The sequence below is a fragment of the Streptomyces odonnellii genome (assembly GCF_000981895.1).
Taxonomy (GTDB): Bacteria; Actinomycetota; Actinomycetes; order Streptomycetales; family Streptomycetaceae; genus Streptomyces; species Streptomyces odonnellii.
Map to the genome: position 1 here is coordinate 1 of NZ_LATD01000036.1, position 13,102 is coordinate 13,102.

Sequence of the window (13,102 nt, forward strand, 5' to 3'; positions counted from 1 at the left end):
TCTCGTGGGCTCGGAGATGTGTATAAGCGCCACCCCTCGGGCACCCCGCCCCGCTCCCATTCCTGTCCCTGTTCCCGTTCCTGTCCCCCGTTCCGGCCCGAAGGCTTTCCGCTCGAAGGCTCGGCGGGCCTCAGCCGGCCTCAGTCGCCGATCAGCGCGTCCACGAACGCCTCGGGCTCGAACGGCGCCAGATCGTCCGCGCCCTCGCCCAGCCCCACCAGCTTCACCGGTACGCCCAGCTCCCGCTGCACCGCGATCACGATGCCGCCCTTCGCCGTACCGTCCAGCTTGGTCAGCACGATGCCCGTGATGTCCACGACCTCCGCGAACACCCGCGCCTGCACCAGCCCGTTCTGTCCGGTCGTCGCGTCCAGCACCAGCAGCACCTCGTCCAGCGGCCCGTGCTTCTCCACGACCCGCTTGACCTTGCCCAGCTCGTCCATCAGCCCGGTCTTGGTGTGCAGCCGGCCGGCGGTGTCGATCAGCACCACGTCCGCGCTCTCCGCGATGCCCTCCTTGACCGCGTCGAAGGCGATCGACGCGGGGTCGCCGCCCTCGGGCCCTCGTACCGTACGAGCCCCGACCCGCTCCCCCCAGGTCTGGAGCTGATCGGCCGCCGCCGCCCGGAAGGTGTCCGCCGCGCCGAGGACGACCGACCGGCCGTCCGCGACCAGTACCCGCGCCAGCTTGCCGGTCGTGGTGGTCTTCCCGGTGCCGTTGACCCCGACGACCAGTACGACGGCGGGGGTGTCCAGCACGCTCTCGGTCTTCACCGCGCGGTCGAAGTCCGTGCCGAGGAGCTGTACGAGTTCGTCCTTGAGCAGCGCGCGCAGCTCGTCCGGCGTCCGCGTGCCCAGGACGCGTACCCGCTCCCGCAGCCGCTCGACCAGTTCCTGTGTGGGGGCGACACCGACATCCGCGGTCAGGAGGGTGTCCTCGACCTCCTCCCAGGTGTCCTCGTCGAGGTGCTCGCGGGACAGCAGGGTGAGCAGTCCCTTGCCGAGGGAGCTCTGCGAGCGCGCGAGCCGGGCGCGCAGCCGGACCAGTCGGCCCGCCGTCGGCTCGGGGATCTCGATCGCCGGGGCGAGCGGCTCGGCGACGGCCGTGTCCTCGACCGCGACCGTGGTGGCGCCGGAGTCGGGGAGGCCGACCTCCTCGATGGTGCGGCGCGGTTCGTCGTGCGGCTCCTCCGCCTCGTCGCCGACGTGCGGTTCGGCGGGCGGGGCTGTGATGGTCGGCGTGCTCGGCGGTGCGGGCGGCAGTTTTTTCTTCCTGCGGCTGCCGACCACAAGCCCGCCGATCGCGACGACCGCGACCAGGGCGATGACTACAACAAGGATGACGGTTTCCACCACCTCATCTTCGCAGGGGACGAGCGGTGGTGCCGCGACGGCGTCCTGGGCCGGATCAGCCCATCTCCTCCAGCGTTCTGCCCTTGGTCTCCTTCACGAACAGCAGCACGAACGGAATGGAGAGCACGGCGAAGAATGTGTAGATGAGGTAGGTCCCCGAGAGATTCCAGTCGGCCAGGCTCGGAAAGCTCGCGGTGATCGTCCAGTTGGCGATCCACTGGGCCGCGGCGGCGACACCGAGGGCGGCGGCCCGGATCCTGTTCGGGAACATCTCGCCGAGGAATACCCAGACGACGACACCCCAGGACAACGCGAAGAAGAGCACGAACACATGGGCCGCGATCAGCGCGACTGTTCCCTGGGTGGCGGGCAGTCTGCCGTTGACGAGAGGGGCGGAGAACGCCCAGGCCTCACAGGCGAGCGCGAGTGCCATTCCCGTGGATCCGACGAGCGCGAGTGGCTTCCGGCCGACCCGGTCCACCAGCACCATCGCGATGGCGGTACCGATGATGTTCACGATCGACGTGGTGAACGAATAGAAGAACGAGCCGGACGGATCGATGCCTACCGACTGCCAGAGCGTCGCCGAGTAGTAGAAGGCGACATTGATACCGACGAGCTGCTGGAACATCGAGAGCCCGATGCCCACCCAGACGATCGGCAGGAAGTAGAACCGGCTGCCCTTCAGATCCCGGAAAGTCGATGTGTGTTCACGGCGCATCGCCAGCTCGATCTCGGCGGCCCGGGCGTCCAGATCGACATCCTTGCTCTCGATCCCGGCGAGCACCTCCTTGGCGTCCCGGGTCCGGCCCACGGAGATCAGATAGCGCGGCGATTCGGGAATGGCCAGGGTGAGTAGCCCGTACAGCAGCGCGGGCACGATCATCACGCCGAGCATCCACTGCCAGGCCTCAAGGCCGAGCAGCCGGCCGCGCTGATCGCCGTCTGCGAGCCGGAGGATGCCGAAGTTCACAAGCTGGGAGACGGCGATACCGATGACGATGGCCGCCTGCTGGAAGGAGCCGAGCCGGCCGCGGTAGGCGGCGGGGGAGACCTCGGCGATGTACGCGGGGCCGATCACCGACGCCATGCCGATCGCGAAGCCGCCGATGATCCGCCAGACCGCCAGGTCGTAGATGTCGAAGGGCAGCGCGGAGCCGACGGCGCTGACGGTGAAGAGCGCGGCGGCGATCCGCATGCAGCGGATACGCCCGATCCGGTCGGCGATCCGGCCCGCGGTGGCCGCGCCGATCGCACAGCCGATCAGCGCGATGGCGATGACCTGGGCGAGGGCGGCGGAGCCGATGCCGTACCGGCTGCGGATCGCCTCGACCGCGCCGTTGATCACCGAACTGTCGTAGCCGAAGAGGAAACCGCCCATCGCGGCGGCGGCCGTGATGAAGACGACATGGCCGAGGTGTTCCGGGCGAGCGGCCCGGCCCCCGGTCGACGGCGGCGTCTCCGCTGCGCTGGTCACATGGTCTCCTGGGGCCGCCCGGCCGCGTCGGGCGTGCGTCGGCGTGCGGCGAGCCCTTCCAGTGGGGCACAGCTCGCGGCTGCCCACCACCCGGCGGTGGAAACGGCCGGAGGCGGTACGAGTGGTACGGGTGGTACGGGGACGGGGCCGGGCCCGGGCGTTCCGTCCGCGGCCCGGGCGCGGTGTGCCTGCGGCTCGCCTGAGGCTTGCCCGTGACTCCCCCTCGGCTCGCGCGACTGACCGTCAGCGCAGCCGCTGGCTGATGACTTTGGAGACCCCGTCGCCCTGCATGGACACCCCGTACAGCGCGTCCGCGACCTCCATCGTCCGCTTCTGATGCGTGATCACAATGAGCTGGGAGCTTTCCTGGAGCTCCTGCATGATGCGGATCAGCCGCTGGAGATTGGTGTCGTCGAGGGCCGCCTCGACCTCGTCCATCACATAGAACGGGCTCGGCCTGGCCTTGAAGATGGACACCAGCAACGCGACGGCTGTCAGGGACCGTTCGCCGCCGGAGAGCAGCGAGAGCCGCTTCACCTTCTTGCCCGGGGGCCTGGCCTCGACATCGACCCCGGTGGTGAGCATGTTCTCCGGGTCGGTCAGGACCAGCCGCCCCTCGCCACCGGGGAAGAGCCGGGAGAAGACCCCCTCGAACTGGACGGCCGTGTCCCGGTACGCCTCGGTGAAGACCTGCTCGACGCGCTCGTCGACGCTCTTCACCACCTGGAGCAGATCCGCGCGGGTCTTCTTGAGGTCCTCGAGCTGCTCGGACAGGAACTTGTGCCGTTCCTCGAGCGCCGCGAACTCCTCAAGGGCGAGCGGATTCACCTTTCCGAGCTGCTGGTAGGCCCGTTCGGCCGACTTGAGCCGCTTCTCCTGCTCGGACCGTACGTACGGCTTCGGCTGATTGCGCGGGTGCGCGGGGTCCTCGGGCAGTTCCTCGCCCTCGGCGGGCGGAGACGGCGGTACGAGCTGATCCGGGCCGTATTCGGCGATCAGCCCGGCCGGTTCGACGCCCAGCTCCTCCAGGGCCCTGGTCTCCAACTGCTCGATCCGCAGCCGTTTCTCGGCGCCGAGGACCTCGCCGCGGTGGACGGAGTCGGTGAGCTTGTCCAGCTCGTTCTTGAGGTCGCGGCCCTGGTTGCGCTCGGCGACGAGTTCCCGTTCGCGTTCCGCCTTGGCGGTCTCGGCGGCGGCGCGCTCGGCCTCGGCCCGTACGACCGACACCTCGACATGCGCGAGGAGCTGGCGGGCGCCGGCCGCGACGGCTCCGGCGATCTCGGCCTCGTGGCGCAGCCTGGCCCGCCGCTGCTCGGCGCGCGCCCGCGCGGCGCGCTCGGCGCGCGCCCCCCGGTCGAGTGCGTCGGCCCGGCCCGCGAGCCCCTTCACCCGCTCCTCGTGGGTACGGACCTGGAGACGGGCCTCCATCTCGGTCTGGCGCGCGTTGGCACCGTCGGCGGCGAGCCGGTCCCGTACGGAGGTGTCGGGCTCCTCCTCTCCTTCCCCGAAGGGGGATGCCTCCTCGGCGACGAGCAGCCGCTCGGTCAGCTCCTCCACCTCCTGGGTGGCGCGCTCCAGCGCCTCCTGGGCCTTGGCGACGGCCGCGGCGGTACGTTCCGCCTCGCCCACGGCGCCCCGGGCCTGCCCGGAGAGCCGGCCCAGCCGCCCCGAGACGGCGGACTTCTCCCGGTCGGCGGCCCGGCGCCGCTCCCCCAGCTCCTCCACGAGCGCCGTGCACTCGGCACGCCGCTCGGTCGCGCGCCGCCGCGTCTCGTCCAGCTCCCCGCACCGTACGACCAGCTCGGCCAGCTCGCCGGCGGCCTCGTCCACGGACGCCCGGACCTCCAGCAGACTGGGCGCGCCCGCGGACCCGCCCTGCGCGAAGTGCGCCCCGAGCGCATCGCCCTCGGCGGTAACGGCGATCACCCCGGGCCGCGCGCGGACGAGTTCCTCGGCGTCGTCGAGCGACGCGACCACCACGGCGTCCCGCACCATCCACCGCACGGCCTCGATGAGCCCGGCGGGCCCCCGGACCAGCTCCCCCACCGCGATCCGATCCCCGTCGCGGCCGGACGCCCCGTACTGCCCCGGCAGCCCGTCGGCCGCACCGGATCCCGATCCCGACGGCGTGTCCCCGCCGGAGACGGACGGCCCGCCGTCACCTGCCCGCGCGGGGGCAGGGAACCCGCCGGCCGATGCCCCCGGCTCGGCCGGCGGCCCGCCCGCCTGTACGGGCAGCCCGGCACCGTCACCACGCACGGACGCCTGCGCGTGCGAACCACCAACCGAGCCCGGCCGGGATCCCTGTCCGGCGTCGGCAGCCCGCACAGGCAGGCCACCGGACACGCCGACCTCCGTGACCGAACCACTCGCGCCGTCACCACCCGCCTGCGCGGGCACCCCACCGCCCGCGCCGGCCTCCGCCCGGCCGAGGCCCGCGCCACCGGCACCGCCCACCTGCGCGGAGACCTCACCGGCCGGGCCATGCTGCCCCGGCACCCCGCCGCCCGGGCCCGGCGCCGGCTCAGGGTGGGCGCCGGCTCGGTTCGATGCCGGGGCCGCCGACTCGGCCGCCTGCGCGGGTAGGCCCACCGGCCCGCCCGGTGCCGGCGTCCGCTCCGTCGACACCAGCAGTGACGCCCTGCCCGCGTCCTCCGACCTGAGCAGTCGGATCGCCTCGGCCGCCGCCGACGGGTTCGTCACCGCGATCGCGTCCGCCGCCGCGCCCAGGGCCGCGGAGACCGGGATCTCGTAGCCCGGGGTGACCGTCAGGAGTTCCGCGGCCGGACCGAGGACGCCGGTGAGGCGGTCGCGGGCGGCGAGGAGTGCGCCGGTGCCGTCCTTGCGGCGGAGGCCCAGGGCGAGCGCGTCGTGGCGGGCGGCGACCGCCGCGCGATCGCGCTCCGCCGCAGACGCCGCCTCGCGCGCCGCCGTCAGCGCGGCCTCCGCCTCCGCCTGGGCACCGCGCGCCGCCTCGTACCGCCCCGCCAGCTCGTGGTCGTCGGCGTCCAGGCCGTCCACCTCGGCCTTGAGCTGCTCGTACTCCTCCTGAGCGGCCGCCGCCCGCTCCCGCGCCTCGTCCCGCGCCGCAGCGAGCCGGCCGATCTCCGCCTGGGCCGAGGCGGCCCGGCTGCGGGCCGCGTTCACCTGGCCGGTCAGCCGGGCCAGGCTCTCGCGCCGGTCCGCGATCGCCCGCGCCGCGTCCTTCAGCCTGCGCTCCTCCGCCGCCAGCGCCCGCTCCAGCTCGGCGCGGTGCGCGACGGTGTCCTCGCGCGCGTGCTCCGCCGCCTCCAGCGCGGCTTCCAGCTCCGCCTCCTGCTCACGGATCCGGGCCGCCTCGCGCTCCATGTCCTCGGGGTCACGCCCCCGCGGCTCCTCCGTCGGCGCCGCCGTCGCGCTCTTGACCCGCGCGTCGGCCAGCGAGACCGTACCGCGCACCCGCTCCGCGAGCTGCGACAGCTCGTACCACGTCTGCTGGGCACGCTGAAGCCGCGGCGCGAGCCGCCGTACCTCGTCCTCCAGCGCCGCCTCCCGCGCCAGCGCCGTCTTGAGCCGCCCCTCCGCGTCCTCCTTGCGCTGCTTCAGCTCCGCCTCGTCCGCGATCTCCGTACGCAGCGCCTCCCGCAGCCGTACGAGATCGTCGGCGAGCAGCCTCAGCCGCGCGTCGCGCAGATCGGCCTGGATGACGGCGGCCCGGCGCGCGACCGCGGCCTGCCGCCCGAGCGGCTTGAGCTGGCGGCGCAGCTCATCGGTGAGGTCCTGGACCCTGGCCAGGTTCGCCCGCATGGCGTCCAGCTTCCGCAGCGCCTTCTCTTTGCGCTTGCGGTGCTTCAGTACGCCCGCCGCCTCCTCGATGAAGGCCCGGCGCCCCATCGGGTCGGCGTGCAGGACCGAGTCGAGCTGGCCCTGCCCGACGATCACATGCATCTCGCGGCCGATGCCCGAGTCGGAGAGCAGCTCCTGGATGTCGAGGAGCCGGCACGTGTCCCCGTTGAGCTGGTACTCGCTGCCGCCGTTGCGGAACATGATCCGGGTGATCGTGACCTCGGCGTAGTCGATCGGCAGCGCGCCGTCGGAGTTGTCGATGGTCAGCGAGACCTCCGCGCGCCCGAGCGGCGGCCGCCCGGTCGTCCCGGCGAAGATCACATCCTCCATCTTGCCGCCGCGCAGCGACTTGGCCCCCTGCTCGCCCATCACCCAGGAGAGCGCGTCCACGACATTGGACTTGCCCGAGCCGTTCGGCCCCACGACACAGGTGATGCCGGGCTCGAAGCGCAGGGTCGTGGCCGAGGCGAAGGATTTGAACCCGCGAAGGGTCATGGCCTTGAGATGCACGCCGCTGGACTCTACCCCGCCCCGATCGTCCGCTGCCGGTTTCACCGCCGAACCCGCAGGGCACATCAGACGTTAAGAAAGTCGTTGCGGCGCCAACAAAGCCTCGTACAGCGGAAGATGGGAAGAAAGAAGGGACGCCGAAGCGTCCCTTGCATATTCTTGCGAGAGTGTTTCTCACCTGTACCCGAGGGGGGCAGTCGTCAGGTGAGCGCAGGCTCCGCCTGGTGTACGTCAATGTCGATGCCGTCGAGCAGCGACTCTCCAGGGTGCTGTGCGACGGCCGCGTTCAGGGCGTCGTTCTCGGACTGGATCCGTACGAGTTCGGATTCGAGGTCCTGAACGCGCTGCTGAAGCCGTCGCATCTCGGCGAGGAGTCGCGGGTCGGAACCGCCGACATAACCGAGAAGCGCCTTTGCCATGATGGATGGTCCTCCACACTGAGTGACCGACCGGATGCGGTGTGGGTCGTGAGGGAAATCGCACCCGCGGTGCTTGGCAGTGCTTGTGCTGCTGCGGTTCTTTCCTGCCAAACAGCTGAGGTGCGCGGGGATTCCAGAGTCTCACCAAAAAGTTTGACGGTCAACACGATCACAGCCCGTGCCGACGGGCCGCCCGCGGGACAGGGCCGCGGCCTGCGCGGCGCCGGCTCCCCCGCGGTGCCCGGAGGGCATCGAGATCGTCGTTAACCGGGCAGCCTGGCACGGCCGGCCGTTCTTGGCAACCACCAGGTCATCGCGGGCTTGCGCATGTGCCCGGGGCATGGGGGCGGGTTCCGGACAGCCCCGCCGGAGGGGGACGCTCAGCGGATCGCGAAGGTCTCGTAACCCCCGCGCGGGGTGTCCCAGATCTCAGTCACTCCGTCTACGCGCCCGGGTGTGTCGGAGGAGCGCAGCCACTCCAGCAGACGGTGGCAATTCTCACGTGAGCCCTCGGCGACGACCTGCACCCGGCCGTCGTCCAGATTCAGCGCGAATCCGGTGAGACCCCCGATCTCCAGGGCGTTCGCCCTGGTGAACCAGCGGAATCCCACTCCCTGCACCCGGCCGCGCACCCAGGCCGTGAGCCGTACGTTCTCCGTCATGCCCGCAAGCATGCCCGTAAGCCGGCCGGCCGAATGCTCACGAGGCCCAGCGGCCCCACCTGCCATGCCGTACAGTCCCGTCGCAATGAGCCTCACTCGTACGGGTGAGTCCCATTGCCGTCGAGAAGCACGCCGCCGTCGAGAAGCATGAGGAAGGCCCGCAGATGGGACGCCATCGACGCTCCGCCGCACCCGCCGCGCCCGCCATGCCCGCCGCCGGGGAGTACGACGGTACGGCGGCGGTCCGCCACCGGGGCGGGGCGCGCAGGAAGGGGCGGGCTGTCGCCCCCATCCGTACGGGCCTGCTCGGCGCCTCGGCGGCGATGGCCGTCGGCGCGGTCGCCGTGGCCTCGGGCCTGCTGCCGGGCGGCGACGAGTACACCGTGGGCGGCAGTGCCCCGGACGGGCGGATAAGCACCGAGGGCGCGTCCGAGCCGGAGCAGCAGGGCGGAGCGTCCACGGAACCGACGCGCGAGACCTCCGCGTCCCCGTCGGTCACCGCCACGCCGACCGGGTCCCCCTCGAAGCGGGCCACCCCCACCGCGGCGAAGCCGTCCGTCCCCGCGCAGCGCACGAGGACCACCGCGCCCGTGACGCCGAAGCCGGAGGCGGAGCCGAAGCGGCAGAGCGCCTCCCCGTTCGTCAGCAAGACGCCGGTGCCGGAGCAGACCACGAAGCGGGTCGTCGAGACGCCGGCCGCGCCCAGCTCGGCCGTGGCCGCCGTGCTCGGACTGGTCAACGCGGAGCGTGCGCAGGCGGGCTGCGGGCCGGTCCGGGCCGACGCCGGGCTGACCGCGCTGGCGCAGGACTTCAGCGAGGACATGGCGGCGCGCGGTTTCTTCGATCACACCGACCCCGACGGCAGGACGCCCTGGGACCGGGCCGAGAGCGCGGGCGTCGAGGGCCTGGGCGGCGAGAACATAGCCCGTGGCCAGGCCACCGCGCAGGCGGTGATGGACTCCTGGATGAACAGCGAGGGCCACCGCGCGAACATACTGAACTGCGACTACACCCGGCTGGGCGTCGGGGTGCACACCGCCTCCGGCGGCCCCTGGTGGACGCAGGACTTCGGCTTCTAGATCCTGACGCCACGCGGAAAGCCGCCCAGGTCGCTCCGCTCACCAACAGAAAGCGCCGCCCTTCGGGTGGCGCTTTCCGGCTGTAGGGTGCCGATATGGACGTTTCCGCCTTCGACGTGTTCTCCCGGCAGTGCCCCTCGCGCGCCACGCTGGAGCATGTCACCGGCCGCTGGGGCAGCCTCACCCTCGGCGCGCTGTACGAGAGCGGCTGCCGCTTCAACGAACTGCGGCGGCGGATCGACGGCGTGAGCGAGAAGATGCTCTCCCAGACCCTGCACGCCCTGGAGCGCGACGGGCTGGTGCGCCGCGACGCGCAGCCGGTCAATCCGCCCCGGGTCGACTACGACCTGACTCCGCTGGGGCGGGAGATCGCCGGGTCGCTGCTCGGTCTCATCCGTTTGGTCGAGGGGCGGATGCCGGAGGTGCTCACGGCACGGGAGCGTTACGACACGCCGCGCGGGGGCCGCTGACAGCGCGGGCAGAAATAGCTGGACCGGTTCATCCAGGGCCGGCGGCGGATCGGGGTCCCGCACCGTCGGCACGGCTGGTCCTCACGCCCGTACGCGTCCAGTGACCGGTCGAAGTAGCCCGATTCGCCGTTCACGTTTATGTACAGGCTGTCGAAGCTGGTGCCGCCGGCCGCGAGCGCCGCGTTCATCACCTCGCGTGCGTACGTGAGCAGCTCGGCGGAGCGCGGCCGGGTCAGGGTCGCGGTCGGCCGCTCGTAGTGCAGCTTCGCGCGCCAGAGCGCCTCGTCCGCGTAGATGTTGCCGACGCCGCTGATCAGCGACTGGTCGAGCAGTGCGCGCTTGACGGTGGTACGGCGCTGCCGCAGCGCGGTGTGGAAGGCGTCGTCGTCGAAGGCCGGGTCGAGCGGGTCCCTGGCGATGTGCGCGATGACATCGGGCAGGCCGTCGGGGGTGGTGTCGTGGAGGGAGAGGCCGCCGAAGGTGCGCTGGTCGACGAAGCGCAGCTCCGTACCGAGGCTGTCGGCGAAGCGGAGCCGGATCCGCAGATGCTTCTCGTCGGGGGCGTCCTCCGGTCTGACGAGGAGCTGGCCGCTCATCCCGAGATGCCCGAGGATCGCGGTGCCGGAGTCGGTGTCGGAGTCGGTGTTGGTGTCGGCAAGGGGCAGCCACAGGTATTTGCCGCGGCGGCGGGCCGTACCGATCGTGTGCCCCTTGAGGCGGGCCGCGAAGTCCTCGCCGCCCGCGAGATGGCGCCGGACCGCGCGCGGGTGCAGCACCTCGGTCTCGGCGACGGTCCTGCCGCCGACCCAGCGCTCCAGTCCACGCCGGACGACTTCGACCTCGGGCAGCTCGGGCAAGGGGACTCCTCGGACTCCTCGGAACAGACGGCGGTACGGCGTACGCCCCTCGTGCCGGACCTCGGCGCGAGGGGCGTACGGGAAGGGAGCGGCCGGTCAGGCGGCCGGGTCGGCCGGTGCCTGTTCCGGCGGGTCCGGTTGCGAAGAGGTGTCGGCGGCCCCTCCACTCCCAGCGCCTTCGGCGTCGGTCCCGGCCTGGTCACCGGTCCCGGCCGCGGTGGCGTCGGTCCCGGCTCCGGCGGCCGCACGCTCCGCCGCCGCCCGGTCGTCCGCCGCGGTCCTGATCGCCCGCCAGGCGGACTCCGCCGCCTGCTGCTCCGCTTCCTTCTTGCTGCGGCCGGTGCCGGTGCCGTACGAGACACCACCGACGCGGGCGGCAGCAGTGAAGGTCTTCTCGTGGTCGGGACCCGTTTCCGTGACGAGATACTCGGGAACCCCGAGGCTCTCCGCCGCGGTCAGCTCCTGGAGACTGGTCTTCCAGTCCAGGCCGGCCCCGAGGTTGGAGGACTTCTCGATCAGCGGGTCGAAGAGCCGGTGCACCAGCTCGGACGCCGCGTCGAGGCCCTGGTCGAGATAGACCGCGCCGATCACCGCTTCCAGGGTGTCGGCGAGGATGGACGCCTTGTCCCGGCCTCCCGTGCCCTCTTCGCCCCGGCCGAGCCGGATGAAGGAGCCGAGTTCCAGGCCGCGGCCCACTTCCGCCAGCGCACGTGAGTTGACCACCGCGGCCCGCAGCTTGGCCAGTTGGCCTTCGGGCAGATCGGGGTGGGTGCGGTACAGCGTGTCCGTGACCACCAGGCCGAGCACCGAGTCCCCGAGGAATTCGAGCCGTTCGTTGGTGGGCAGACCGCCGTTCTCGTACGCGTACGAACGGTGGGTCAGCGCTCGGACCAGAAGGGCGGTCTCGAGCTGATACCCGAGCCGCCCTTCCAGAAGCGTGTGGGACGAGGCCGAACTGACATTGTCTGGCTGCTTCTTGTCAGGGGACAGTTCAGACATCGAGCCTCTCACCAGCCGCTCAGACCTCGAGGACCTGGCGCTTGTTATAGGTGCCGCAGCTCGGGCACGCGATGTGCTGAAGCTTCGGCTCCTGGCAGCGCTCGCACGCAACCAGGGTGGGGACCGCAGCCTTCCACTGCGACCGGCGGTGGCGCGTGTTGCTGCGCGACATCTTCCGCTTCGGAACAGCCACGGCTACTTCTCCTGCTTCTCGTCGGCGCCCGCTTCGGCGCCGCCCATGTTGTCCTTCTCGCCGTCCTTGGCGGTCTCGGCGAGTCCCTGCAGTGCCGCCCAACGGATGTCGACGGCGTCATGGTGGTGACCCGGGCTCTCGTCCAGCCTGATCCCGCACTCGGAACACAGGCCGCCGCAGTCCTCCCGGCACACCGGCTGCATCGGCAGTGCGAGTACCACCGCGTCACGCAGCACCGGTTCGAGGTCGAACAGTCCGTCCTCGATGAAGAGCCTGTCCTCGTCGTCCTCGGCATCGTCGTCCGGTTCCGCACGGGTGCGGCCCCGGTCGTCGGTGTCGTGGTACGAGAACAGCTCCTGGAAATCCGCCGCCACCTCCTGGCGCAGCGGCTCCAGACACCTTACGCACTCCCCCTCGACGGCCGCACGGGCGGTGCCCGTCGCGAGCACGCCCTCCATGACCGATTCGAGGCGGAGGTCCAGCTCCACGGGCGCGCCCTCGGGCGTCCCGATCACCCCCGCGATACCGAAGTCCTTGGGGGCGGGTGCCGAGCGGGTAAGCCTCTGGAGCGCACCTGGGCGCCGCCCCAGCTCGTGTGTGTCGAACACGAGGGGGTTGCGGTGGTCGAGGCGCGCGTTCAGGACTTTTCCCGCTTTCGGATCGTGAGGGGGCCGCTACGTCGCGGAAGCGAAACGGGCAGCGTAGGTCACCGTCTTACACGCGACCGAAGAGCCAGGGTACTGGACCGGCCGCCATAGGCCCAATCCGGTCCCCCGGCACATCAGGCCCGGCAGCCGGTGCCGCAACCGCCACAGCGGGAGCCGGACCGGCCCCCGGCCGGGGCCGGGTCAGCGCCCCTGCTCGTACCGGCGGAGCTGCTCCATGTCGATCATGCTGGTGTCGAAGAAGCTGGTCTCGTCGAGGGAGCCCTGCTGGCCGGCGGGCGCGGGCAGCGCCGGAAGTTCCGCCTGGGGCGCGGCCGGCTGCTGCCAGGCATAGTCCGAATCGTACCGGCCGTACCCCTGGTTCTGCTGCTGGCCCTGGCCGTAGTCCTGCTGCTGGTACGCGTACGGGTCCTGCTGGTAGCCGTAGGCGTCCTGCTGCTGGTATCCGCCGTAGCCCGCGTCGGCCGTGGCGTACGCGGGGTCCTGGTAGGCCGTCTCGGGGTACCCGGTGGCGGCGGGCTGTGCGTAGGCGGGCGCGGGGTCGGCGTACGGCTGCTGTGCCGGTACGGGCGGGACCTCGGCCGGGACCACGGG

At 71.8% G+C, this 13,102-nt stretch carries 11 protein-coding genes and 1 pseudogene; 2 read left to right on the plus strand and 10 right to left on the minus strand.

Annotated features, from left to right (window positions below; all coding sequences use genetic code 11):
• Window positions 1-140: 140 nt before the first annotated feature.
• From ftsY to WH07_RS05790, 5 genes are all read right to left on the minus strand, one after another.
• Complete coding sequence (ftsY, locus tag WH07_RS05770) at window positions 141-1,352, minus strand: signal recognition particle-docking protein FtsY (RefSeq protein ID WP_046496126.1); 1,212 nt, start codon at window positions 1,350-1,352, stop codon at window positions 141-143.
• A 55-nt stretch (window positions 1,353-1,407) separates the two neighbouring features.
• Window positions 1,408-2,829, minus strand: a complete 1,422-nt coding sequence (locus WH07_RS05775; protein ID WP_046496128.1) for a sugar porter family MFS transporter — start codon at window positions 2,827-2,829, stop codon at window positions 1,408-1,410.
• A gap of 243 nt (window positions 2,830-3,072) precedes the next feature.
• Window positions 3,073-7,164, minus strand: coding sequence for an AAA family ATPase (locus tag WH07_RS05780; RefSeq protein ID WP_046496130.1), 4,092 nt, complete (start codon window positions 7,162-7,164; stop codon window positions 3,073-3,075).
• 200 nt (window positions 7,165-7,364) lie between these two features.
• A complete protein-coding gene (locus tag WH07_RS05785; protein WP_046496132.1) occupies window positions 7,365-7,583 on the minus strand; it encodes a hypothetical protein in 219 nt (72 codons plus the stop codon).
• Between the two features lie 380 nt (window positions 7,584-7,963).
• Complete coding sequence (locus tag WH07_RS05790; RefSeq protein ID WP_046496143.1) at window positions 7,964-8,245, minus strand: acylphosphatase; 282 nt, start codon at window positions 8,243-8,245, stop codon at window positions 7,964-7,966.
• A gap of 164 nt (window positions 8,246-8,409) precedes the next feature.
• Here WH07_RS05790 and WH07_RS05795 point away from each other — a divergent pair, with 164 nt between their 5' ends.
• Entirely contained in the window at window positions 8,410-9,324 is a 915-nt protein-coding gene (locus tag WH07_RS05795; RefSeq protein WP_046496145.1) for a CAP domain-containing protein, read from the plus strand.
• 95 nt (window positions 9,325-9,419) lie between these two features.
• Entirely contained in the window at window positions 9,420-9,794 is a 375-nt protein-coding gene (locus WH07_RS05800; protein WP_046496134.1) for a winged helix-turn-helix transcriptional regulator, read from the plus strand.
• On the opposite strand, the gene mutM is transcribed toward WH07_RS05800, so the two are convergent.
• The 5 genes and pseudogenes from mutM to WH07_RS40870 all read right to left on the minus strand — a co-directional run.
• Window positions 9,767-10,651, minus strand: coding sequence for a bifunctional DNA-formamidopyrimidine glycosylase/DNA-(apurinic or apyrimidinic site) lyase (gene mutM, locus WH07_RS05805; protein ID WP_046496137.1), 885 nt, complete (start codon window positions 10,649-10,651; stop codon window positions 9,767-9,769). The genes WH07_RS05800 and mutM overlap by 28 nt on opposite strands.
• 96 nt (window positions 10,652-10,747) lie before the next feature.
• The gene (gene rnc, locus WH07_RS05810) at window positions 10,748-11,650 is read right to left on the minus strand and encodes a ribonuclease III (RefSeq protein ID WP_079022975.1); all 903 of its coding nucleotides are present in this window, start codon (window positions 11,648-11,650) and stop codon (window positions 10,748-10,750) included.
• Window positions 11,651-11,669: 19 nt separating this feature from the next.
• Window positions 11,670-11,843 (minus strand): 50S ribosomal protein L32, encoded by a 174-nt coding sequence (gene rpmF, locus WH07_RS05815; protein ID WP_030753522.1) that lies wholly within the window; start codon window positions 11,841-11,843, stop codon window positions 11,670-11,672.
• A gap of 2 nt (window positions 11,844-11,845) precedes the next feature.
• Window positions 11,846-12,484 carry a YceD family protein gene (locus WH07_RS05820; protein WP_079022976.1) on the minus strand — a complete coding sequence of 213 codons (639 nt, stop codon included), beginning with the start codon at window positions 12,482-12,484 and terminating at the stop codon, window positions 11,846-11,848.
• Window positions 12,485-12,691: 207 nt separating this feature from the next.
• Window positions 12,692-13,102, minus strand: a pseudogene (locus tag WH07_RS40870) (hypothetical protein); the annotation flags it as partial.